The sequence below is a fragment of the Olleya sp. KKT75 genome (genome assembly GCF_055635485.1).
In genome coordinates, this window is the sequence record NZ_CM145759.1 from 898,311 (window position 1) to 924,234 (window position 25,924).

The 25,924-nt window shown below is 33.6% G+C and carries 20 protein-coding genes; 12 read left to right on the forward strand and 8 right to left on the reverse strand.

Annotated features, from left to right (window positions below; genetic code table 11):
• Positions 1-17 precede the first annotated feature (17 nt).
• The 4 genes from aspS to ACZ2G2_RS04055 are packed head-to-tail and all read left to right on the forward strand — an operon-like array spanning position 18 to position 4,453.
• A complete protein-coding gene (aspS, locus tag ACZ2G2_RS04040) occupies positions 18-1,766 on the forward strand; it encodes an aspartate--tRNA ligase (RefSeq protein ID WP_470394099.1) in 1,749 nt (582 codons plus the stop codon).
• Entirely contained in the window at positions 1,766-2,329 is a 564-nt protein-coding gene (locus ACZ2G2_RS04045; RefSeq protein ID WP_470394101.1) for a hypothetical protein, read from the forward strand. Before aspS ends, ACZ2G2_RS04045 begins: the two co-directional genes overlap by 1 nt.
• A gap of 59 nt (positions 2,330-2,388) precedes the next feature.
• Positions 2,389-4,170 (forward strand): chloride channel protein, encoded by a 1,782-nt coding sequence (locus ACZ2G2_RS04050; RefSeq protein ID WP_470394103.1) that lies wholly within the window; start codon positions 2,389-2,391, stop codon positions 4,168-4,170.
• 43 nt (positions 4,171-4,213) lie between these two features.
• The gene (locus ACZ2G2_RS04055) at positions 4,214-4,453 is read left to right on the forward strand and encodes a hypothetical protein (protein WP_090838146.1); all 240 of its coding nucleotides are present in this window, start codon (positions 4,214-4,216) and stop codon (positions 4,451-4,453) included.
• A 140-nt stretch (positions 4,454-4,593) separates the two neighbouring features.
• On the opposite strand, the gene ACZ2G2_RS04060 is transcribed toward ACZ2G2_RS04055, so the two are convergent.
• Positions 4,594-5,043 (reverse strand): nucleoside deaminase, encoded by a 450-nt coding sequence (locus ACZ2G2_RS04060; protein ID WP_470394105.1) that lies wholly within the window; start codon positions 5,041-5,043, stop codon positions 4,594-4,596.
• 79 nt (positions 5,044-5,122) lie between these two features.
• Here ACZ2G2_RS04060 and ACZ2G2_RS04065 point away from each other — a divergent pair, with 79 nt between their 5' ends.
• A complete protein-coding gene (locus ACZ2G2_RS04065; RefSeq protein ID WP_470394107.1) occupies positions 5,123-6,118 on the forward strand; it encodes an energy transducer TonB in 996 nt (331 codons plus the stop codon).
• 22 nt (positions 6,119-6,140) lie between these two features.
• On the forward strand, positions 6,141-7,910 hold the full coding sequence (gene dxs, locus ACZ2G2_RS04070) for a 1-deoxy-D-xylulose-5-phosphate synthase (RefSeq protein ID WP_470394109.1): 1,770 nt from the start codon (positions 6,141-6,143) through the stop codon (positions 7,908-7,910).
• Here the strand turns inward: dxs and dgt are convergent.
• Positions 7,907-9,250, reverse strand: a complete 1,344-nt coding sequence (gene dgt / locus ACZ2G2_RS04075; RefSeq protein ID WP_090838153.1) for a dGTP triphosphohydrolase — start codon at positions 9,248-9,250, stop codon at positions 7,907-7,909. The genes dxs and dgt overlap by 4 nt on opposite strands.
• Positions 9,251-9,451: 201 nt before the next feature.
• Between dgt and ACZ2G2_RS04080 the strand changes: the two genes are divergently transcribed.
• Together ACZ2G2_RS04080 and ACZ2G2_RS04085 are read left to right on the forward strand one after the other, a co-directional pair.
• Positions 9,452-12,256 (forward strand): TonB-dependent receptor, encoded by a 2,805-nt coding sequence (locus tag ACZ2G2_RS04080; protein WP_470394110.1) that lies wholly within the window; start codon positions 9,452-9,454, stop codon positions 12,254-12,256.
• A 42-nt stretch (positions 12,257-12,298) separates the two neighbouring features.
• Positions 12,299-13,471, forward strand: a complete 1,173-nt coding sequence (locus ACZ2G2_RS04085; protein ID WP_101204149.1) for a multidrug transporter — start codon at positions 12,299-12,301, stop codon at positions 13,469-13,471.
• Positions 13,472-13,531: 60 nt separating this feature from the next.
• Here ACZ2G2_RS04085 and ACZ2G2_RS04090 read toward each other — a convergent pair whose 3' ends face one another.
• Positions 13,532-13,891, reverse strand: coding sequence for a toxin-antitoxin system YwqK family antitoxin (locus ACZ2G2_RS04090; protein ID WP_090838160.1), 360 nt, complete (start codon positions 13,889-13,891; stop codon positions 13,532-13,534).
• Between the two features lie 396 nt (positions 13,892-14,287).
• Between ACZ2G2_RS04090 and ACZ2G2_RS04095 the strand changes: the two genes are divergently transcribed.
• Positions 14,288-15,490, forward strand: coding sequence for a porin (locus ACZ2G2_RS04095; RefSeq protein WP_470394112.1), 1,203 nt, complete (start codon positions 14,288-14,290; stop codon positions 15,488-15,490).
• A gap of 77 nt (positions 15,491-15,567) precedes the next feature.
• On the forward strand, positions 15,568-17,853 hold the full coding sequence (locus tag ACZ2G2_RS04100) for an inorganic phosphate transporter (RefSeq protein WP_470394114.1): 2,286 nt from the start codon (positions 15,568-15,570) through the stop codon (positions 17,851-17,853).
• Positions 17,854-17,909: 56 nt separating this feature from the next.
• On the opposite strand, the gene chrA is transcribed toward ACZ2G2_RS04100, so the two are convergent.
• Positions 17,910-19,034, reverse strand: a complete 1,125-nt coding sequence (gene chrA / locus ACZ2G2_RS04105; protein ID WP_470394116.1) for a chromate efflux transporter — start codon at positions 19,032-19,034, stop codon at positions 17,910-17,912.
• 118 nt (positions 19,035-19,152) lie between these two features.
• On the opposite strand from chrA, the gene ACZ2G2_RS04110 reads away from it, so the two are divergent.
• Both ACZ2G2_RS04110 and ACZ2G2_RS04115 read left to right on the forward strand, forming a co-directional pair.
• A complete protein-coding gene (locus ACZ2G2_RS04110; protein ID WP_470394118.1) occupies positions 19,153-19,881 on the forward strand; it encodes a DUF6503 family protein in 729 nt (242 codons plus the stop codon).
• A gap of 64 nt (positions 19,882-19,945) precedes the next feature.
• Complete coding sequence (locus tag ACZ2G2_RS04115; protein ID WP_101204153.1) at positions 19,946-20,797, forward strand: OmpA/MotB family protein; 852 nt, start codon at positions 19,946-19,948, stop codon at positions 20,795-20,797.
• 58 nt (positions 20,798-20,855) lie between these two features.
• On the opposite strand, the gene ACZ2G2_RS04120 is transcribed toward ACZ2G2_RS04115, so the two are convergent.
• The 4 genes from ACZ2G2_RS04120 to ACZ2G2_RS04135 form a co-directional block, all read right to left on the reverse strand.
• Positions 20,856-21,602, reverse strand: a complete 747-nt coding sequence (locus tag ACZ2G2_RS04120; protein ID WP_282069194.1) for a CPBP family intramembrane glutamic endopeptidase — start codon at positions 21,600-21,602, stop codon at positions 20,856-20,858.
• Positions 21,602-22,108, reverse strand: coding sequence for a zinc ribbon domain-containing protein (locus tag ACZ2G2_RS04125; RefSeq protein ID WP_101204155.1), 507 nt, complete (start codon positions 22,106-22,108; stop codon positions 21,602-21,604). Before ACZ2G2_RS04125 ends, ACZ2G2_RS04120 begins: the two co-directional genes overlap by 1 nt.
• 132 nt (positions 22,109-22,240) lie before the next feature.
• The gene (locus tag ACZ2G2_RS04130) at positions 22,241-24,721 is read right to left on the reverse strand and encodes a ribonucleoside-diphosphate reductase subunit alpha (protein WP_470394120.1); all 2,481 of its coding nucleotides are present in this window, start codon (positions 24,719-24,721) and stop codon (positions 22,241-22,243) included.
• 216 nt (positions 24,722-24,937) lie between these two features.
• Positions 24,938-25,918, reverse strand: coding sequence for a ribonucleotide-diphosphate reductase subunit beta (locus tag ACZ2G2_RS04135; RefSeq protein ID WP_090838178.1), 981 nt, complete (start codon positions 25,916-25,918; stop codon positions 24,938-24,940).
• Positions 25,919-25,924: the final 6 nt, after the last annotated feature.

Sequence of the window (25,924 nt, forward strand, 5' to 3'; positions counted from 1 at the left end):
ATTTCTAATAAAATATTATGTACAGAAGTCATAACTGTGGTGAGTTAACAGCATCACATATAAATACAGAAGTTACCCTTTCAGGTTGGGTTCAAAAATCAAGAGATAAAGGTTTTATGATGTGGGTAGATCTTCGTGATCGCTACGGAATAACACAACTTATTTTTGACGAAGAGCGTACACCTAAAGCAATGATGGAGCAAGCACAAAAGCTTGGTCGCGAATTTGTAATACAAGTTAAGGGTACGGTTATAGAGCGTGAATCAAAAAATAAAAATATCCCAACAGGAGACATCGAAGTTTTAGTAAAAGAATTAAACATTCTAAACCAATCTTTACTTCCTCCTTTTACTATCGAAGACAAAACAGATGGTGGTGAAGATATTAGAATGAAATACCGTTACCTAGACATTAGACGTAATCCGGTAAAAAACAACTTGATTTTTAGAGCTAAAGTAACACAAGAAGTTAGAAACTTTTTATCAGGTAACGACTTTATTGAAGTTGAAACACCATACTTAATCAAGTCTACTCCAGAAGGTGCTAGAGATTTTGTAGTCCCTTCTAGAATGAATGAAGGCGAGTTTTACGCCTTACCACAATCACCTCAAACCTTTAAGCAATTGCTTATGGTTGGTGGAATGGACAAATACTTCCAGATTGTAAAATGTTTTAGAGACGAAGATTTACGTGCAGACAGACAACCAGAATTTACGCAAATTGACTGCGAAATGGCGTTTGTAGAGCAAGAAGATATCTTAAACGTGTTTGAAAACTTAACACGTCACTTACTTAAAGAAGTAAATGGTGTAGAGGTTGACAAATTCCCACGTATGTTATATGACGATGCGATGCGTTTATACGGAAATGACAAACCAGACATTAGATTTGGAATGGAGTTTGGCGAATTAAATGATGTTGCACAACATAAAGACTTTGGTGTATTTAACTCGGCAGAATTAGTCGTTGGTATTGCTGTTCCTGGCGGAAACGCATATACACGTAAAGAAATAGATAAATTAATTGATTGGGTAAAGCGTCCACAAGTTGGTGCTTTAGGTATGATTTATTGTCGTGTAAACGAGGATGGAACATACAAATCATCTGTAGATAAGTTTTTTGACCAAGACGATTTAGCTAAATGGGCAGAAAAAACAGGCGCAAAAGCAGGAGATTTAGTCTGTGTATTGTCTGGAGACACTAATAAAGTGCGTGCACAATTAAGTGCTTTACGTATGGAACTAGCAACACGTTTAGGTTTGCGTGACCCTAAAGTATTTGCTCCATTATGGGTTATTGATTTCCCATTATTAGAACTTGATGAAGAAACCGGTCATTACCACGCCATGCACCACCCTTTTACATCACCTAAACCTGGTCAAATAGAATTATTAGACACTAACCCAGGAGACGTAAAAGCAAACGCATACGATTTAGTCCTTAACGGAAACGAAATTGGTGGTGGATCAATACGTATACACGATAAAGCGACACAAGCTATCATGCTTAAACATTTAGGATTTAGTGAAGCTGAAGCTAAAGCTCAATTTGGATTTTTAATGGATGCTTTTGAATATGGCGCACCACCACACGGTGGTTTAGCTTTTGGTCTTGATAGATTAGTTGCTATTTTAGGCGGTCAAGAAACTATTAGAGACTTTATTGCGTTCCCTAAAAACAATTCTGGTAGAGACGTCATGATTGACGCGCCTGCTCCAATTGATGATGCACAATTAAAAGAATTAAATCTTAAATTAGATTTGTAATGAAAACCATTTTATCCATTTTACTATTAATACCAATTTTTACTTTTTCTCAAACCGAAAAAGAATTAATTGAAAATAATTGCGAATGTGTAAAAACTATTGACATAAACGCTGACAAGGAAACTAAGTCAAAACTAATTATGGAATGCAGTCTAAATGCTTTTAAAAAAAACAGAGCTTACACAGAAAAAGTAGTTAAAGAATTTACTGGAAAATCTTCTATTGATGGTAATGATATTTTCAAATATCTAGAAGATGTATTTAATAATATTATGACTGACAATTGTGATTCTTATAGAGAATTAATGGCTGACATACTTGAAACCAATACCTCAAATGAGATTATTCAAAAAGTTGGCTTAAAAATTTGTGAAGAGATTCCTGAAAACCCTACACCTGAAAATATAAAGCAAATTATTGATAAAATTACTCAAGAGAACTTTGATGAAATATCTAAAACTTATTCAGAAAAAGAAGGAAAAAAATATAATAAAGATTTGGGAATTTATTTAATTAATAATTGTGGAAAATTCAGAAAATTCACTTCTAAATCAAAAGAATAAAAACCAATACAATAATAAAAAATCCTGCAAATTGCAGGATTTTTTATTACATTTAATTAATGCCAAAGCAGCCACTACATAAACGTTTTTTTATTTGGAGAATTAAAAACATCTCCGAAAAAAACTTTACTTATATTTTAAGTGGACTAGTTGGACTATTGGCAGGATTAGCTGCGGTAACATTAAGAAACATTACGTTTACTATAGAGAGTGCTTTAGATAACCTTGTCGTATTTTCTAAAAATCAAGTCTATTTTATACTACCGGTATTTGGGTTGTTTTTAGTCTATTTATTTACCAAATATGTCTCTAAAAAAAAGGTAGAACACGCCATCCCTTCCATATTATTTAAATTATCAAAACGTAGTGGACTATTAGAGCGTTCCAAAATTTACATTCCTTTAATAACCGCACCTTTAACTGTTGGTTTCGGGGGATCTGTCGGATTACTTGGACCAGCTATTGCTTCAGGATCTGCAATCAGTTCTAACTTAGGTAAGCTGTTTCATGTTAATCAACAAACACGTACATTATTAATTGGTTGTGCAGCAGCAGGCGCTATTTCATCTATATTTAAATCACCAATTGCAGCAATTATTTTTGCGGTTGAAGTATTTAGTTTAGACCTAACCTTCGCCTCGTTATTACCTTTATTAATAGCATCAGTATCTTCCGTGTTAACGTCGTACTTCTTTTTGGGTGACGACTTATTATTCAACTTTAATTTTGCTGATAAATTCGAAATCAAAGACACTCTGTTTTACGTCGCTTTAGGTATCGGAACTGGTTTTGCCTCAATTTATTTCACTAAAATGTATTTCTATATTTTAAAATTCTTCGAGCGTTTTAAATCTAGATTAATAAAATTAATAATTGGTGGATTAGCAATTGGTGTCATGTTATATTTTATCCCACCACTTTACGGAGAAGGGTTTGGCTTTATAAACAACCTATTAGCAGGAAACCATTTGGCAGCTTTAGGCACTACACCTTTTGATAGTCTAAACGATAATATTTGGGTGGTTATTGGATTACTAATTGGTATAACAGTATTTAAAGCCATAGCCATGACTACTACTTTTGCAGCTGGTGGAGCTGGAGGAATATTTATTCCAACCATGGTAATGGGTAGCGCATTGGGTAATGTAGTTGCCAAAATAATCAACAATTTAGGTTTAGGTTTTAATGTGTCGGAAACCAATTTTACCTTAATTGGTATGGCTGGATTAATTGCAGGAGTGCTACATGCACCATTAACTGCTATTTTCTTAATTGCAGAAATTACGGGTGGTTACGAGTTATTTATCCCATTAATGATTGCGGTATCCATGTCATTTATTATTAAAAAAAACGCCATAGATTTTACCATTTACACCAAAGAATTAGCCTTAAAAGGCGAATTACTAACCCACGATAAAGATCAAAGCGTACTAACCCTAATGTCTTTAGATAGCGTGATAGAAACTAATTTTGTAAAACTAAACCCCAACATGACGCTTGGAGATATGCTACATAAAGGCGTTGCAAAATCTACACGAAACCTATTTCCAGTAGTCAATAAAAACAAAGCGTTAGTAGGTATAATCCTTTTGGATGATGTCCGAGAAATCATGTTTAATCAAGCACTGTACGATACCACTTTAGTCGAAGACTTGATGCATAATCCACCCGATATTATAGACTACAAAACCGATTCCATGAAAGCCGTAATGGTCAAATTTCAAGACTCAAACGCATGGAATTTGCCCGTAATCAAAGACGGTAAGTATTTCGGATTTGTTTCAAAATCTAAATTACTAACCGCTTACAGACGCCAATTAATTAACTATACCACCACTTAGTAAAGCATTTTATATCTTTACAAAAAATAACGTCTTTTAAAACATGAAATACATCATCGCATTATCTTTTATCGCCTCAGTTGCTAGTATTATTTGTGGCTATTGGCTAGAAGTAGACTATGCACAAAAGTTAATAGGCTTTGGTGTTTTAGGCTTGTTTTTTGTAGTAATCCCATTATTTACGTACCACAGATGGAAAGACAGAGATGCAAAAGAATATATGTTAACTAAAGAAAAAATAGAAGACATGCGTAAAAAAGAAGGCGACAGGCGTAAACTTTAATACCCCTTATTTGGGCATTACCCTTTTCCGCAAAAAGCTACAAAGCGTCGCGCTATCCACTGTATCTTTTTGTTTTTTTTTAGTAAAACAAAAAGGATGTCGTTACTATCGCTAATGCACTAAACCGCAAACACAGTCTATTAATTTAAGTTTCGTTTTTCAATAAAAAAGCGCTTTAATAAAGCTGATGCTTCCTCAGCCAACACACCACCTTCCATTTTAGTTTTAGGATGTAGCTTTGTATTTAGCGCAATACAACCACGGTCGTCATCTCTTGCACCATAAACAATTTTAGAAATCTGACTCCAATACAAAGCACCAGCACACATTTGGCAAGGCTCCAAAGTCACATACAGCGTACAATCTTTTAAATACTTACCACCTAAAAAATTAGCAGCAGCAGTAATTGCTTGCATTTCGGCATGCGCCGTAACGTCGTTTAAAAGCTCAGTTAAATTATGGGCTCTGGCAATAATACGGTCTTTAATAACAATTACAGCACCAACCGGAATTTCGCCTTTATCAAAAGCTTCTTCAGCTTCCTGAAGTGCTTTTTTCATAAAATAAGTATCGTCGTATGGGTTTATCATATCAGTAAAAATACAATTTCTGATAAAATAAAGTGTAATCGGCAAGACTTTTGATGCCTATTAGAAAAATATCAATAATATGGCTAACTATTATTCTATTAAAATACCAGAGCCTTGTCATGAAGGTTGGGATACCATGACACCAAAGGACAAAGGTCGTTTTTGCGGATCTTGCAACAAAACGGTTGTCGATTTTACTAAAATGGACACTTATCAAATTCAAGATTTTTTACAAGAAAATAAAGACAAACGCATTTGTGGACATATTAAGCAAACACAACTGGATTCTATAAACTTAATAATTCCGTTAAGCTTAATTCAGCAAAAACATAGCGTTTATAAATCGTTCTTTTTAGCAGCCATGATTATTATGGGAACAACTTTATTTAACTGCTCTTCAAAAAACGGAACACCAAAAAAAATTGACACTATAGAAGTTATTGATTCGACTAAAAATAAAGTTATTGATATTTTAGGATTAATCGAGAAACCTATTGAGACAGATAGTGTTGTTACTAAAAAGAAAGCCCCTAAACCTCCAAAAATCATTAACGCAGTAATCCCTCCTATTGATGGTGTTTTAATCGTGGAAAACGTTACTACTGGCGAAATAATAATGAAACCCGATCCTGTAAAAATAGATTCGCTAAAAATAGAACCTCCAATAATAGATATTACGGGGGATATGGAATTTATAGAATATCCAACAACAGAACCCTTTTCTATTTATAACGTAGAAACATTACCAAAGTTTAAAAATACGCCTAAAAATTTATCAAAAAAAGAAGAACTAAAATACTTCCAATCACAATTAAGCACCTTTATAAAAGCCAATTTCTCTAAAGATTCAGCTATAAATTTAGACCTAAAAGGCATACAACGTGTTTTCGTAAATTTTAAAATTGAAAACAATGGTGACATAACACTTATTGATATTAAAGCACCTCATCTTGGATTAAAAAAAGAAGCAGAACGTGTTATAAAAAAATTACCAAAACTTATCCCTGCTGTAAATCATGGTAAAAACGTTTCGATTATACATGTTTTACCCATAATTTTTGATGCAGAAGATTAATAAAATCTCGTATTTTTGCTAAGTGCAAAACAATCTATTACATACCATTGACAACCCAAAACAGCTACGTCTTTTAAAACAAGACGACTTACCTGTTATTGCTAAACAGTTACGCGATTTTATTATCAATATCGTAGCTACAAAAGAAGGACATCTTGGTGCAAGTCTTGGTGTAATAGAGTTAACCATAGCGCTTCATTATGTATTTAACACGCCAAAAGACCAATTAGTTTGGGATGTTGGACACCAAGCCTATGGACACAAAATATTAACTGGTAGACGCGATACTTTTGAAACCAACAGGCAAATAGGCGGTTTAAGTGGTTTTCCAAACAGGTCAGAAAGCAACTTTGATACGTTTGGCGTTGGACACTCCTCTACTTCTATATCTGCAGCTTTGGGTATGGCAATTGCCTCTAAATTAAAAGGTGATTTAGACACGCAACATATTGCAGTAATTGGAGATGCCTCAATTGCAAGCGGAATGGCTTTTGAAGGCCTAAATCACGCAGGCGTTACTGACGCTAATCTATTAGTTATCTTAAACGACAATGCTATTGGTATTGACCCAAGTGTTGGTGCGTTAAAACAATACCTAACCAACGTCAAAAAAGGCACAGAAAAACAAGACAATATTTTTGAAGCTTTAAACTTTGACTATTCTGGGCCAATAGATGGGCATAATTTACCGCTGTTAATTGAAGAATTAAAGCGTTTAAAAAACGTAAAAGGCCCAAAGTTTTTACATGTTATAACCACAAAAGGGAAAGGACTACGTCAGGCAGAAGAAAACCAAGTCACCTATCATGCACCAGGAAAGTTTAATAAAGATACAGGCGAATTAAATCCAAAATCAAACACTAAGCAAGCGCCTAAATACCAAGATGTTTTTGGGCATACTATTGTTGAATTAGCAAAACAAAACGAAAATATAATTGGGATTACACCAGCAATGCCAACAGGAAGCTCTTTAAAATACATGATGGAGCAAATCCCAGAACGTGCTTTTGATGTTGGAATTGCAGAACAGCATGCTGTTACCTTTGCTGCAGGACTTGCTACACAAGGTATGGTCCCGTTTTGCAACATATACTCGACCTTTTTACAACGTGCTTACGACCAAGTAATACATGACGTGGCACTACAAAACTTACCTGTAATTTTCTGTTTAGATCGTGCTGGTTTGGTGGGCGAAGATGGCGCAACACACCATGGTGTTTATGATATAGCCTACTTACGTTGCATCCCTAACCTAATACTATTTGCACCTAGAAACGAAATTGAACTACGTAATATTATGTACACTGCGCAATTGGGACTAAAACAACCTATTGCTATTAGATATCCTAGAGGACGTGGCGAAAACTTAGATTGGCAACAACCGTTTTCTAAAATTGAAATTGGTAAAGGACACTATCTAAAACAAGGGACAACAACCGCAATTCTTTCTATTGGAAGTATCGCAAAAAACGTTACGGAAGCGCTAGATTTAATGGAAGATACCTCAGCATTTTCTCATTATGATATGCGCTTTGTAAAACCATTGGATGTAGACATGCTTCATGAGGTTTTTAAAACACACAAGACTATTGTTACTATTGAAGATGCTTCAGTTATAGGTGGATTTGGTAGTGCAATAGCCGAATTTTCAGCAAAACATAATTATAAGAATACGGTAATTCTAAAAGGAATCCCAGATCAGTTTATTGAACACGGAACCGTTTTAGAATTACAGCAATCTATTCAGCTTGACTCTAAAAGCCTAAGCCTATTTTTAACACGTTTAGCTTAAAAACTAAACCCTCTTAATTTTTTATATTGAAGGATGGCCTGACTATCCGATAAACTAGACACAAAATGACACACGTCTAATAATCTAACATACAAACTTTCTGTATTTAAATCTAAGGTAGAAGGTAAGCCTTTTAATATCAACTTATCGTAATTAGAACCAGTCCCAGCATAGTTATTATTAATAGCTTTACTGTACGTATGCAATAAGGTATTTAAAACTTGATAGCCAGCAATCTCTTTATCTACAACCTCTTCCGACTGATAGACTTTATCAATACTTAATTTAATAATATCATTAATCTGCGCCTCGTACTTACTTTTATCTAACAGGCTAATATTAAAATCACCATTTAAAATCGCGTCTTCATTATCCATAAAAATGGTAACTGCTTCGTTAATTAAAGTATTAATCGCTAATGCTCTTAAATAACTTACTCGGTCTTTAGTATTTGTAAGTTGGTGGTATTTTTTAGTATTTATGGAGTCTCTTACTAAATTAATAAGGTATTCTAAAGCGTATTCCTCTGGGATTAATCCTAAATTAATACCATCTTCAAAATCAATTATAGTATAACAAATATCATCTGCTGCTTCTACTAAAAAGGCCAATGGATGACGTGAGTAACTAATATCTCCGTCTTGACCTCTACTAGCTAAACCTAGCTCATTAGCAACATCAATAAACGCTTCTTTTTCAGTTTGAAAAAAACCGTACTTTTTATCGGCTATATGCTTGGTTGGTTTTTTTGGTAATGATTCTTTTGGATATTTTGTAAAAGCACCTAAAATAGCATAACTTAATCTTAAACCACCTTCACGTCCAACCCTACTCTGTGTTACAATTTTAAAACCATTAGCATTTCCTTCAAAATCACAAAGGTCTTGATACTCTTTATCTGTTAATTGGTCTTTGTATTGTTGTCCTTCGCCAGAAATAAAATATTCTCCTATTGCCTTTTCACCAGAATGCCCAAAAGGTGGATTTCCTATATCGTGCGCTAAAGCAGCAGAAGCGACTATGGCTCCAAAATCGTTTGGAAGGTAACCATGTATATTTTGAAGATGTGGGTGTTTCTCTAAAATTTTCTGCCCTACCTTTCTACCTAAAGATCGTCCTACGACACTAACCTCTAAACTATGTGTTAAGCGTGTATGCACAAAATCTGTATTGGATAAAGGAATTACTTGTGTTTTGTCTTGAAGACTTCTAAACTCTGAAGAAAATATGACACGGTCATAATCTACCTCAAACCCTAAACGGGTTTCGTCTTGTTCTTTTCGTAATCTTTTATTGGTATCGCCAAAGCGTTTTAAAGAGAGTAACTGTTCCCAAATCATAGTCCATATTTTGAAATGCAAGATAACTATTTGATAAATAAAGTAAAGCACTTTCCAATGTTAACTTAACGTTTGGAGAAAATTACAGATAGATTAATTACATAACATTATCCTAACTTTTTGGTCATCAACTATTAATCCCTAGTTAACCTTGACTTTACAAGTTCGAAGTTTCTTTGCATGAAGAATTTAATAGTCAAAATGAAAAATTTTACATACTTACTTTTTGCTTTACTTAGCATTGCAACTTACGCACAAAACGGATCTGTTTCTGGAACACTAACAGATAAGGAGTTTAATAACGAACCGTTGTCTTTTGCAAACATCCTTATTAAAGGGACTACAACCGGAACAACATCTGATATGGATGGAAGCTACACCTTTTCTGATCTTAAACCGGGAACCTATAATATAGAGTTTAGTTTTGTTGGATATGAAACGCAAACTATACCTGCAACCGTTGAAGCTGGTAAAAACACAAAAATCAATGTTGTAATGGGCGCAAGCGCTGCAACATTAGACGAAGTTGTACTAGAAACTGTTACTACTAAAAGAGAAAGTGAAACGGCTTTATTATTAGAACAGAAAAAAGCAGTCGAAATAAAACAAATTATTGGTGCTGAAGAATTATCTAGAAAAGGAGTAAGCGATGCGGCTGGTGCTGTTGCCAAAATATCTGGTGTGTCTAAACAAGAAGGCTCAAGTAATGTGTATGTAAGAGGGCTTGGTGATAGATACCTTAACACAACAATGAATGGTTTATCATTACCATCTAATGATGTTAACAAGAAAAACATTGACTTAAACTTATTCTCTTCGGACGTTATTCAAAACGTTTCAATAAGTAAGGCTTATGCGTCTCAGTTTTATGGCGATTTTGCTGCCGGTAATGTAGACATTACTTCTAAAGAACATAAAGGCGGTAGTTTTGTAGAAGCCTTTTCTGGAACAGGTTTTAATACCAATGCAATAGATAAAAACTTTGTAAGAAGCGAAGGGACTGGATACTTTGGATATTATGGACGTGGCGAGCATAATCCGTTTGCGATTGTATTATCTCATGGTGTAGATGCAGTTGCTGTGGACACACCTATTAATGTTGCCTATGGCGCTTCTGGAGGAAGTTCTTTCAATTTTGAAAATGGTTCTAGATTAAGTTTCTTTTTAACGGGTGGATTTGAAAACAACTACGAGTACAGAAAAGGAAAGTCTGTAGATTTCTCTACTGTAGAGAAAAAAGCATTTGAAGCCTCAGAGGAGTTTGAGTATTCTACGACTACAACTGCTATGGCTAATGTAAACTATAAAATAAATAGTGATAATTCAATTAGCTTTAATTCGGTATTCATAAACAGTTCTTCAGACGAGGTTGGCTACTTTGGTATTGACGGACAGGGACGTAACAGAGATGCCATATTAAACACAGACAAAGGATTTTACCAACAAAACATACAATTTGACCAAACTAAAATGTTTGTCAATCAATTAATAGGAAATCACAAATCAGGTGATTTTGAATTAGACTGGGGTTTTGGATACAATAAAGTATTCTCTGACCAACCAGACCGTAAGCGTTTTAGTGTAGAAAATTACGATTACGCATTGGATAACGATCCAACAACAAATCCAACATTTTATAGCAATGTGGTTTTTGATAACCAGCGTTACTTCCAAAAAATTGAAGACGACGAATATAACGGTCGTGTTAACCTTGCTTATAACGTTAACGATAATCTTAAATTCAATTTTGGATACAACGGTAGACACAAAACAAGACAATTTACGAACATCAGATATGGATATGACATCATTGATGGAGGTTACCAAATTGCAGATGTAAATAACCTTAATGCTGTTTTTAACTTAGACAACCTAAACTTAAATACTGGAGATTCTGGATTATATCAAATCAAGGTTTTAAAACCATATCCTACATTATCAAATACTAACAGACCTGGGCTTTTTGAAAACACATATAATGGTAAACTAAATGTTTATGCAGGTTATGCTGACGCAGAAATCAAAGCCGGAGACAAGTGGTTATTTGTACCAGGTGTAAGATTAGAAAACTTTGAACAAAGCATAGATTACAATGTAATAAACCTAGGTAACAACGGGGTAGATTCTAAAACATCTAAAGAAACATTTATACTACCAAGTTTAAATATTAAATATAGCTTAAGCGATGATCAAAATCTTAGATTATCTGCTAGTAAAACGGTGTCGACACCAGAATTTAAAGAAATAGCACCGTTTGTATATGAAGACGTATCGACACGTATTGGTGGTAATCCTGACGTCCTTGGTTATTCAAATGTTTTAAACATAGATCTTAAATACGAATGGTTTTTTAGTAGAAGTGAAATAGTATCTATCGGTGCTTTTACAAAACAAATTGAAGATCCAATCAACCTTGTTGTTGTTGGAGATGCTACCGGAACACAACGATATGTTAGAACAGGAGACAAAGCAACCGTTTATGGTATTGAAGTCGAATTAAGAAAAGACATTTTAGTGGACGAAGATGATAATACTAATTTATCCTTCGGAGTTAACGCGACTTACATGAAAACAAATCAAGATTTATACGAAAATATAGATGGTACATTTGATTTAGCATTCAATAAAACTAAAGATCAATTACAAGGCGCATCCCCTTTTATCTTAAATGCAGATGTTAGCTACTCGCCTACTTTCGAAAACTACAAGCCTGTTGCCAACCTAGTATTTTCATATTTCTCTGACAGAATAGACGCTTTAGGATCTGGAGATTTAGGAAATATTGTTGAGAAAAGCGTTCCAACATTAGACTTTATCTGGAAAAACACAATCAACGACAATTTTGAAATCAACCTTAGCGCTAAAAACTTATTAAACCCAACCATTCAATACGTAAGAGAAGACCAAAATCAAGGCGATGTACTAGTAGTATCTGCTAACGGTAAAGGAGTAACAGATTACAAAAGAGGACTAAATGTAGGGCTTCAACTTAAATATAAATTTTAACAAAATAAACTTAAACACAAAATACAACTAAAACCAAAAACAATGAAAAAACAAATAATTTTAGGCTTAGCATTAGTATCAATGGTATTCTCTTGTTCAACAGATGACACTTCTGATATTGTAATTAATGACAATAGTGTTACAAACAACAACTCTGGAGGAGACGGAACAACAGACCCTGCAACTATTTTCTTATCTGGAACTTATACTGAAGACTTAACTTTAGATGCAAACAACACTTACAAGTTAAATGGATCTTTAATAATGACAAGTGGTACAACATTAACTATCCCTGCTTGTATGACAATTCAAGCATTAGCTTCCGGAGCAGATGTGTACATTGCAATATCTCAGGGTGCAAAAATTATAGCAAACGGTACTGCAGATTGTCCTATTGTATTTACTTCTGACGCTGCAAGTCCAGCTGCTGGAGATTGGGGAGGATTAATCATATTAGGAAAAGCACCTATCAATTCTGTAACAGGAACAAACACTGCTACATCAGAAATTGCAAGTTTACCTTACGGAGGAAATGTAGCAAATGACAATTCTGGATCTTTAAACTATGTACGTGTAGAGTATTCTGGTGGTGCTGCAGATGGACAATCTGAAAACAACGGATTCTCTTTTTACGGTGTTGGTAATGCAACTTCTGTAAACTACATCCAAGCATACGCAGGAAAAGATGATGGTATCGAGTTTTTTGGAGGAACAGTTAATGCTAGCTACATCTCTGTAATTAATGCAGAAGACGATTCTGTAGACTGGACAGAAGGTTTTTCTGGAACATTAGAACATGTATACATTTCTAACAGAGCGTCTGACGATAAAGCTATCGAAGCAGATGGTTACAACACGGACTTTAGCAATGCTACTGGAATATTCTCTAAACCAACAGTAAACAATGTAACTATAGTTGGAGAAGGTTCTGCTAACTCTTCTGAAGCAGTAAGATTAAGAGCAGGAACACAAGGTTTATTTAGTAACATAATGATTACTGGATATGCTGAAGGTTTTGACTTAGATGATTTAGAAACTGGAAACGGTGTTGTTAGTGATGATCTTCAAGTAACAGGTGTTACTTTTGTAGACGTAACAGATAAAGTAAAAAATGATACAACAGTAACGTTTACAGATGCTGACTTTGCAACTGGAGAAGATACTGCAACAGGTACAGATTACACAACTTGGGGAGCAGGTTGGACAATCAACTAAATCTAAATTATTATCAAAAAAAAAGCCTTGCGAATGCAAGGCTTTTTTTTGTATTGTAACTTAATTACTTGTTGCTACTGGATTTTTTACTTTCCATTCGCTAACGTTAGCAATTTTGTTATTCGTATAATCTACTTCTTTAAGAGTGGCATCATTCCAATAAAACCACTTGCCGACTTTTTTACCATTATCATAATTTGCTGAAACTTGTTTCTTGCCTTCTGTGTCAAAACTCAACCACTCACCTTGTAATTTACCATCTGTAGTATAAGCACCTGTTTGGCTTACAACTCCATTGTCATGATAATAAACAACATCTATTAAGTTAGTGTTTGCATTTAGCTTTAAATCTCTTTTGTCTTGAGCAAAAGAAACCACAGTAAATAAAAAAGCAATTGAAACTAAAATTGATTTCTTCATAATTATGGGTTTTTAATATTATATACCAAATATACACATTACATAACATTTATACAACATTTACGTAACATTAAATTAACATTAGAAATTTAAAATCTTGATATACACGTGTTTATATAAATTATTTAACACAACAATCCTTAATAATTAGATAATATTAGGGTTACATTAATATCACTTTACTTAGTGATATTTGTTAGTGTCTTAAGACAATACAATTAGTACGTCATATAATCTATTAGTTTTTGTCGACTACATTATTATGATTTCTAATAAGGCTGCTTTAGGCCAAAGCAGCCTTTATTTGTTAAAAAAAACATAAAATAGTAATACTTAGGAAACGTTAAATTAACATTAGTGTTGGTTATTTGCAGCGACAAAAACTAATAACTTAACATGACACGTATTCTATACTTAGCACTTTTTATGTGCTTTACATTATTTGTAAACGCACAAGAAATAAGTGACACCTCTTTTGGAAAAGGGTTAATCAATTTTACTGCAAAGGACAGTTCTTTTAGCGTAAAGTTTGCGCCTCGCTTCCAAGTAAGATCAATGTCATCATGGGATCATGATGGATCACAATACACAAGTCCAGAACATAATTTTATTGTACGTCGTGCACGTTTAAAATTTGATGGTTTTGCTTACAGCCCAAAATTAAAATACAAACTAGAATTAGGATTATCTAACAGAGACATCTCTGGAGCCAATCAATTTAACCGTAATACACCTAGATATATCTTAGATGCTGTTATTATGTGGCATTTTGCAGAAAACTGGGAGCTTTGGGCAGGTCAAACAAAATTACCTGGTAATGTAGAGCGTGTGGTATCTTCAGCCAATCTTCAACTTATTGATCGTTCTATGTTAAACAGTCGTTTTAATATTGACCGTGATTTAGGACTTCAACTTAGACATAAATCAGACTTAGGTGGTGGGTTTTTAATGCGTGAAAAATTAGCAATCTCTCAAGGAGAAGGTCGTAATGTTTCAGAAGGAAACGAAGGTGGTTTACAATACACTGGTCGTTTAGAACTTTTACCTTTCGGAACATTTAAATCAAAAGGAGATTATGTTCAAGCAGATTTAAAACGTGAAGAAACGCCAAAATTAATGGTAGGATTCACATATAATTATAACCAAAATGCAGTTAGAGAACGTAGTGGTCTAGGAGACTATATGTTTAAAAGCGATGGTAGTTTATACGAAACTAATGTGACAACGCTTTTTGCTGATGCCATGTTTAAATACCAAGGATTCTCTTTTATGGCAGAATATGCTAATCGCGACGCCGACAACCCAATTGCTTTAGACACAGATGGTACAACGCCAACTGGAGATGTTGTATTGGTTGGAAATGCAATAAACCTACAAGCGGGTTACTTATTTAAAACTAATTATGAAATTGCAGGTCGTTTTACATCATTAACATACGACAGCGTTACAGGAAGTCTTCCAACAAAACAATATACCTTAGGAGGTTCTAGATATCTTGTTGGACATAAACTAAAAGTACAAACTGACTTAAGTTACACAACAGTTGATGGTAACGAGGACAACATTACTTTTAGACTAGGATTTGACATTCATTTTTAAAGTCAAAACATAACATTTTCGTAACATTGCAATGGAAAACAGTAAAGATATTTGCAAACTTATTTTAATTAAAAATTATGGATAATATTTATTTATTTATGTTGATTGCCATCATAGTGTTGGCGGTAGTTGATATTGTTGTTGGTGTAAGTAATGATGCGATCAACTTCTTAAATTCTGCTATTGGTTCTAAAGCCATTTCTATGCGTACTATAATGATAGTCGCTAGTTTAGGGATATTTATTGGAGCTGTGTTTTCAAGCGGAATGATGGAGGTAGCACGAAAAGGTATTTTTGTACCTGCCATGTTTAGCTTTGAAGAAATCATGTACATCTTCATGGCTGTTATGATTACCGACATTTTACTATTAGACTTTTTTAACACCTTAGGATTACCTACATCTACTACAGTTTCGATTGTATTTAATTTGTTAGGAGCTGCGGTTGTTATGTCTTTAATTAAAATTAGCGGGTCAGACACGCAAACTTTTGCAGATTTAGGAAACTACATTAATACCAAGAAAGCTATAGAAATTATAACAGGAATAGTCATGTCCGTGTTTATAGCCTTTTCTGTTGGTGCATTAGTACAATGGGTTTCTCGTTTAATATTCACGTTTCAATACGAGAAAAAATCACCACATTTTGGTGCTATTTTTGGCGGAATTTCACTAGCTGCAATTACCTACTTTATCTTCTTAAAAGGATTAAAAGGAACTCCTTTTTACAAAAATATAAACGGAATTATAGAAGGTAATGAGCTTTACATTATAATAGGAAGTGTAATTGTCTGGACATTATTTTCTTATGCATTTCAAAAATTAACTAAAAAAAGTGTCTTAATCATCGTTATTGCAGTTGGTACTTTTGGTTTAGCATTGGCCTTTTCAGGAAATGACTTAGTAAATTTTATAGGTGTACCTATGGCTGCATACCATTCTTTTGAAGCTATGCAAAATGCTTTTTTAACATCAGGAACATTACCAGCAGATTTCTCTATGGCAATATTAGAGAAAAAAGTACCTGCAGAGCCATTACTGTTATTTATAGCTGGTGGTATCATGGTATTAACGTTATGGTTTTCTAAAAAAGCAAAAACAGTTGCTGAGACGGAAATTAGCCTATCTAGTCAAGGTGATACACATGAAAAATTTGAGCCAAACATATTATCAAGAGGAATCGTTAAAGGAACCTCTGCTTTATCTGATTACCTAAGTGTAATAATACCAAAATCTACACAGGAAAAAATAGGAAGAAGCTTTGAAAAACCAAGTGCAAAAGCTTTAACTAAAGCACAAAGTAAAGACTTACCTGCTTTTGATATGATTAGAGCAGCAGTAAACTTAATGGTGGCTGGAGTATTAATTGCATTTGCAACCTCTATGAAATTACCTTTATCTACAACTTACGTGACGTTTATGGTTGCAATGGGTACTTCTTTTGCTGACCGCGCTTGGGGACGTGAGAGCGCTGTTTACAGAGTAGCTGGTGTATTAAATGTTATTGGTGGTTGGTTTGGAACTGCATTTGGAGCCTTTTTTGCGGCTGGAACTGTAGTATTCTTAATCAATTGGAATCCTAAAGTAATGGCGCCAATATTATTGTTACTGACAGCAATATTACTAGTAAGAAACTATTTAGCACACAAAGAAACATCTAACAAAACAATTCCTGAGGATAGCTTAACAGACTCAGAAAGTAGTTCTGTACAGGGTGTTATTCACGAAAGTGCAAAAAACATTGCTAACGTTGTAAAAAGAGGAAACAAAATTTACACTAACGCTATTAATGGTTTAGCTAAACAAGACAGTGTTTTACTTAAGAAAAACAAAAAACAGGTCATTAAATTATCTGACGAAGTAGATTCTCTAAGAGATAACATATTCTATTTTATTAAAAATTTAGATGAATCTAGTTTAAATGCAAGTAACTTTTATATTAACATATTAGGATACTTACAAGATATGACACAGTCTTTAGACTACATTACTAAAATGAGTCATAAGCATGTGAATAACAATCATAAAAAATTGAAATTCAGTCAAATTAAAGAGTTAAAAGAAATTGATGGTCGTTTTGATTTGTTTTTCAATAACACGCAAAACGCTTTTAATTCAGGATCTTTCGAAGAAATAGGAGATATTTTAGGTAGAAAGAAAGAAATCATGGAACTAGTGACTTCTAAAATATTAAAGCAAGTAGAGCGTACTAGAACGGAAGAGTCTAGTCCAAAAAACACAACTTTATATTTTAACTTACTATCAGAAACTAAAGATTTACTTAGTGCAACTATGAATCTTTTAGAAGAGTATCACAATGCACACGATGCGTCTGTTACTCCTGCAAAAATAGAAGAAGAATAAACTACAGTTAACTTATAATTTAAAAAGCCACCTTTTATTAAGGTGGCTTTTTTTATTTAAAACAAACCAAATAATATATAACCTAAGGCTGCTCCAATTATAATAACCCAAATAGTGCTAACCTTGGTTTTAAACACTAAAAACAAAGCAGTCAAGGCTATAACTATTGTTTTCCAGTCTACTAATGTTTCTTTAGTCATAATAATTAAAACCGCTAGCATTATAGCAACTGCAGCAACATTTACAGCATCCAAAAAGTAACGCAATACTTTAGATTGTTGCATTCTTGAGATATAGGGGTTTAAAATAAGCACAAATAAAAAGGAAGGTAAAAAAATACCAGTAGTAGCAGCTAATGCTCCCGATAATCCAGACAATTGATACCCTATAAAAGTAGAAGTAGATAAAACTGGACCAGGCGTAAATTGTCCCACTGCAATAGCATCTAACAGTTCTACCCTAGTTAACCAGCCTTTAGTTACTAATTCGGCATCTAAATACGCAAATAGGACGTATCCACTACCATATAAAATAGCACCGACTTTTAAAAAAGTCCAAAACACATTAATAGCTGTTATTTTTAAAATAGAAGCACTAATACTAGACACCAAAAAAAAGGGCATAATAGTATTTAGGCTATTAACCTTGCGCTCTTTTAAATAAAAATAAAGCATCCCAACTACACCCGCTGTTAGCAATGCAAAAACCTCATTGACACCTAATAAACTAGCTACCAACACCAAAACACCAATTACAGTAAGTTCTATTGTTTTGACCGCTTTTTTACCTAATTTGATAACCGCAGACGCAATAATAGCCAAAACTGCAGGTTTTATACCAATTACAAAAGGTTTAACTTTTGGCAAATCACCATACTTAACATAAAAATAAGCCAAAATAGCAGTTATAATAATGGCCGGAAAGATAAAAGCCAATCCTGCTACAAACAACCCTTTTTTACCAGCACGCTCATAACCGCAATGCATGGTCATTTCGGTAGAGTTTGGTCCTGGTATTAAATTAGTAGTCCCAATTAAATCCAAAAAATACGATCTAGTCATCCATTTTCTTTTGGTTACTACCTCCTCTTCCATCATAGCAATATGTGCTGCTGGACCACCAAAAGCAAAACACCCTAATCTAAAAAAAACAATTGCTACTTCTTTAAGCTTTGTATTCATCAAAAATCAATATTTAATGCTAAGTTAATTAATTACAAAGATCTTCAAAAGACAACAAGAATACTGCGGATTAGTTTAACCTTACCTATATTTTGTATTTTAGTAAATAAATTATAATATGAAATTATCACAAGTCGCATTTATATTAGTGTTCAGCTTAAGCTTAACCTACTCTTTTGGTCAAACTCTGACTGGTCAGCAATTACTAGAGAACGCTATAAAATATCACGATCCAAATAACCAATGGACCACCTTTAATGACACTTTAAATGTAACAATGGAACTGCCTAAAAGTTCAAGTAGAGACAGTCAAATTATAATAAACCTACCACAAGAAACTTTCTATTTAAAAGCTGTAAGAGATACCATAACTACAGAATATACCGTTAGAAAAGACACCTGTAACATAACCTATAACGGTAATTCTAAAATAACAGCAGCCTTTGCTAAGACACATAATTTAAGTTGTGAAAGAGCCAAAATGTTTAAAAATTACTATACCTATCTTTATGGTTTACCTATGAAATTAAAAGATCCAGGAACAATAATAGACCAAACAGTACAACAAAAAACATTTAAAGGAAAAGACTACTTAGTCTTAAAAGCATCTTATGATAAAGCTGTTGGAAGCGATGTTTGGTTTTTCTATTTTAACCCTGAAACCTTTGCAATGGAAGTATATCAATTTTTTAAAACAGATGACCAAGGAAAACTAAAATTAGATACTGGAGAATATATTTTGCTAACAGAGCAATTACAGGTAAATCAAATAAAGATTCCAAAAGTACGTGCTTGGTACTATAACAAGGATGACAAGTATTTAGGAACAGATATCTTAAAAAAATAGACTTTAAAACATCTAAAAAGTGATGCTGTGCGTAAATACTATAATTAATTAGTTAAAACAAAATATGAAAAAAACAGCAATCTCACTACTAGCATTAATAGTATTAGCATCATGTGTATCTAAAAAGAAATATGTCGCACTAGAACAGCAAAATGGCGAAATTACTAGCCAATTACAAAAAACTCAAGTTGAAAAAGAAGATTTAGAAGCTAAATTCGCGAAAATAGAATCTAGAGTAAATGATTACAACTCTAAGATTAACAACCTGACTAATGAGGTTGGCGTTTTAACTGAAGAGAATCAAACTAAATTTGATGCAGTTGGCAATAAAGCTGTTATTTCTGAAAAAGCAAAAATTGGAATGCGCGAAACGTTAAGTAAAGTTAGTCCTGATGTAATGAAATATTACACAACGGTGGAAGACTCTATGAATCTTGCCTTATCCTTAAACCTTAAGCGTTTTGTGGATACAACAGATTTAGATGAAAGCGATGATATCTCAATAAGCATAGACAAAACTGTAGTAATGATATCTATATCTGACAAAATGTTATTTAACAGCGGAAGTTACAGAATTAACAAAAAAGCAGATAAAATTTTACAAAAGTTAGCTGATGTTATAAATTCTGAGCCAAGTTTAGATGTTATGATAGAAGGTCATACAGACTCTAGAAGTATTAGCACAAGTAAAGTTGCAGACAACTGGGATTTAAGTGTTTTACGTGCCACTTCTGTGGTTAGAAAACTTGAAAAAGACTTTGGTGTTGCGCCAGAAAAATTAATTGCATCTGGAAGAAGTAGCTACCAACCGTTAACAGAAAACGATACTAAAGAAGGACGTTCTAGAAACAGACGTACACGTATTGTTATATTGCCAAACATTGATAAGTTTTTTGCTTTAATGGCGTCTAACTAAATAAAATACAGTAAAATAAAGTAAAAGGAGCATCCATAAATGGGTGCTTTTTTTTGTTTTAAAACGAATAAAAATTATAGTAATCTAGCATCAAAACAATCAAGTTGTGTAAAAAATGAATAATCATTCCTAACCACAGTGTATTGTATCGACTTCTTAAATACCCTAGCAATAAACCAAAAGGGAAAATCCAAAGAAAGGATAGCACAGAAAAATGTATTAAAGCAAATAAAAAGGCAGTTGCAACAATGGTTAACTTGTCCGTAGTAACTTGTTTTAATTGATTAAAAAGAACACCTCTAAAGGCCAATTCTTCAATAATTGGAGGTGTAATAGCTGTAAATAATATCGCCCAGAATAAAGGGTGATCTAAGTATAAGTAACTCTCATAATAGTTTGCAACATCTCCTGCCGAAAATAGGTAATTAACAAATTCGATAAAAAAGTAAACAAAAAAACTAGTAATAATGGGCGTTATGATTGAAAACCCAATCAGTTTTAAATTCACATTATCAAAACTATACAGCTTTAAAAGCGGTTTTAAATTTAAAGAAGCAAAACCAACGACGATGCAAGCAAAACCAATTTCGACAAGAATATCAGCTTCTAGATTAAACGGAAATGTAAGCTCTACATAATACACTAATACGATAAATACCAACATTGCTATATAAAAGCCAATAATAGTATTTACATTTTTAATTTTTGTTGTGGTTGTCGTTTTACCAACAGCGGTCCCGCATTGAGAACAGAATTTTACTTCAGTTTCAAAAGCTGCATGACAATGCTTACAAGATAACTCCATTAAGCAGATTTGGTTATTGAAGACGCAGAATAGATTCCTTTAGCTAAAAATACAATAATTAAGACTTTCCAAATTATACCTGCAACCAATGTTAACGGATCAGCAATAGCTGATATAACTATAACAGTCAAATATAATAGCAAACCTAAAAGTAGCGCTACTAAAGGTTTTCTGTTGGACCACGATCCTAATATTACATAAATAAAACCGACAATAACATTTATAAGTAAGGCACCAACATCACTATCTTGAAAGTATAAAAACAAGCCAAAAACAAGAACAATACCCGCTATAACATACAGCGTATTTCTAGCTGATTTTATTTTTTCAGCTGCATTATTGTTTTTACGCTTATTCATCACGCGTTTAGCATAAAACTTAGCAACATCCTGTTCTGTTCCTTTTATTGGATACCCACATTCTTCACAAAATGAATCTTCTTCTCGTATAACCGAATCGCAGTTTTTGCATTCTAATGCGGATGTGATAATTTTAGGAGCTTCCATTAAGGGTTAGTTTTGAAATAGAAAGATACTATAATATTGTAGTTTTTAAATAAAAAAAGCATCCATTTCTGGATGCTTTTTTAGATTATAACACTTTAATTTAGATAAGCTCAGCAATCTTATCCATTCTTTTTAAGACCCGCACATAAGGCAATCATCACCTTCTGCTTCTTTAGCCTGAGCAATTAATGCTTTCATTTCTTCCGGCGACATTGCTTCTCCTTGCACACTAGAGGTATTTGCTAATTTAGCTGCTGCATCTGCTGCTGCTTGCTGCTTTTGTGCAACACCATCATTATTAGCAACCTCAACCGTAGCTTTAACTTCTACTGGCTCAGCTTTCTTTTGTTTTGTAACTGTCATTTTCTTAGCGTCCACTGCACTCTTAGATCTTAAGTAGTACATTCCTGTTTTTAAACCACTTTTCCATGCGTAAAAATGCATAGATGTTAGTTTAGCCATAGTTGCACCTTCTAAGAATAAGTTAAGCGATTGTGATTGATCTATAAAGTAACCACGTTGTCTAGACATATCAATAATGTCTTTCATGCTTAACTCCCAAACAGTTTTGTATAAATCCTTTATGTCTTGAGGAATAATATCTACATCTTGAACAGAACCGTTAGCTCTCATGATTTCGTTTTTAAGATCATCATTCCATAATCCTAAGTCTACTAAATCTTCTAATAAATGCTTGTTTACTACAATAAACTCTCCTGATAATACACGACGTGTATAAATGTTAGACGTGTAAGGCTCAAAACACTCGTTATTACCTAATATTTGACTTGTAGATGCTGTTGGCATTGGCGCAACTAATAATGAGTTACGTACACCATGTTTTTTAACATCTTTTCTTAATTTATCCCAGTCCCAACGACCACTTAAAGTATCTTCTTGAATATTCCATAAATTATGTTGGAATTGTCCTTGACTTATTGGAGATCCTTCATACGTTTGGTATGGTCCGTCCACTTTTGCTTCTTCCATACTAGCTGTTAATGCAGCATAGTAAAGTGTTTCAAAAATATCTTGATTTAATGCTTTTGCTTCATCACTAGTAAAAGGCATACGCAATTTAATAAATGCATCTGCTAATCCTTGTACACCTAAACCAACTGGTCTATGACGGAAGTTAGAGTTTTCTGCTTCTTTAACAGGGTAGTAATTACGATCAATTACTCTGTTTAAGTTTTTAGTGACACGTTTAGTAATACGGAATAACTCTTTATGGTCAAATTCTCCGTTTTTAATAAACATTGGTAACGCTATAGACGCTAGATTACAAACAGCAACTTCATCTTTAGAAGTATACTCCATAATTTCCGTACATAAATTAGACGACTTAATAGTCCCTAAATTTTTCTGGTTTGACTTACGGTTTGCTGCATCTTTATACAACATGTAAGGTGTTCCTGTTTCGATTTGAGACTCTAAAATTTTCTCCCAAAGCTCACGTGCTTTTATAGACTTACGCCCTTTTCCTTCCGCTTCGTACTTAGTATATAATGCTTCAAACTCTTCACTATGCACATCTGCTAATCCAGGACATTCATTTGGACACATTAGCGTCCACTCTGCATTGTCTTGCACACGAGCCATAAATAAATCTGGCATCCACATGGCGTAAAATAAATCACGTGCACGTAACTCTTCTGCTCCTGTATTTTTCTTTAAATCTAAAAAGCTAAAAATATCAGCATGCCAAGGTTCGATATACATTGCAAAACTTCCTTTACGTTTTCCTCCACCTTGATCTACGTAACGTGCTGTATCATTAAAAACCTTTAACATTGGCACAATACCGTTACTAGTACCATTTGTTCCTGCAATATAACTACCTGTAGCACGTACATTATGGATAGATAATCCAATACCTCCTGCAGATTGCGATATTTTAGCAGTTTGTTTTAATGTGTCATATATACCATCAATACTATCGTCTTGCATTGCTAATAAAAAGCATGAAGACATTTGTGGTTTTGGTGTTCCGGAATTGAAAAGTGTTGGCGTTGCGTGTGTAAAGAATTTTTTAGACATCAGCTCGTATGTTTCGATAGCTGAATCTAAATCGTTTAAATGGATTCCGATAGAGACACGCATTAACATATGCTGTGGTCTTTCGGCAATTTGTCCATTAAGTTTTAATAAGTATGAACGCTCTAAAGTTTTAAACCCAAAATAATCATAACTAAAATCACGATTATAGATAATTGTTGAGTCTAATTTTTCTTTATTATCCATGATAACTTTGTACACCTCATCAGATAATAAAGGAGCTTCCTTACCTGTTCTTGGGTTTACATATACATACAAATCATGCATTACTTCACTAAATGTCTTTTTAGTGTTTTTGTGTAAGTTAGATACTGATATACGAGCAGCTAAACGTGCATAATCTGGGTGGGACGTCGTCATTGTTGCTGCAACCTCTGCAGCTAAATTATCTAACTCACTAGTAGTTACACCATCATATAATCCTTCAATTACACGCATGGCCACTTTTAATGGATCTACAAGTTCGTTTAAGCCATAGCACAACTTACGCACTCTGGCAGTAATTTTGTCGAACATTATTTGTTCTTTTCTTCCGTCTCTTTTAATTACATACATACTTTACACATTTTTTAATGCTTTCCTGATTCGCCTTTCAGAAAAGGGGTTAACTTCCTAACCTAAACTTACAATAAGCTGTATTCCAGCAACCTACTTGTTTAGTGATTAATTATATTCCTAGCATTGGAGCAAAAATTAGTACTTAGCATTACATACGTAATGCCTATATTATTTATGTCTCCAAATAAAATTATTTACGATTTGACGTCGATATTAAAAATCGAAATCCATATTGTATTTATCCTCATCAACTTCTTTATTCATAACACCAGCTTTTTGGTAATCTCCCACTCTTTTTTCAAAAAAGTTAGTTTTACCTTGTAGTGATATCATTTCCATAAAGTCAAATGGATTAGCGGTATTATATACCTTATCGCAACCTAAGTCATCTAATAAACTATCGGTTACAAACTCAAGATACTGAGTCATTAATTTAGAATTCATACCAATTAAACTTACAGGAAGAGATTCTGTTATAAATTCTCTTTCAATGTTTAAGGCATCTACTATAATTTCTTTAATACGTTCTTTTGGCACTTTATTAACTAAATGATTTTCATGAAGGTGTACTGCAAAATCACAATGCATTCCTTCGTCACGAGAAATCAATTCGTTAGAAAACGTTAAACCTGGCATAATACCACGTTTTTTCAACCAAAATATAGCACAAAACGAACCTGAAAAGAAAATCCCTTCTACTGCTGCAAACGCAATTAAACGTTCTGCAAAACTTGGAGAATCAATCCATTTAAGTGCCCAATCTGCTTTTTTCTTAATAGCTGGAAACGTTTCAATAGCGTTAAATAAACCATTTTTTTCAGTTTCGTCTTTAACATACGTATCAATTAATAATGAGTACGTTTCACTGTGTATGTTTTCCATCATAATTTGGAAACCATAAAAGAATTTTGCTTCACTATACTGTACTTCGTTTACAAAGTTTTCAGCTAAATTTTCGTTAACAATTCCATCACTAGCAGCAAAAAATGCTAACACGTGTTTGATAAAGTAACGCTCGTCGTCAGTTAATTTTTCTGTCCAATCCGTAATGTCTTGATGTAAATCAATCTCCTCTGCTGTCCAGATACTAGCCATAGATTTTTTATACCATTCCCATAAATCATGATGTTGGATAGGGAAAATAACGAATCTATCTTTGTTTTCTGCTAAAATTGGCTCTATTTCTTGCGACATTGTATT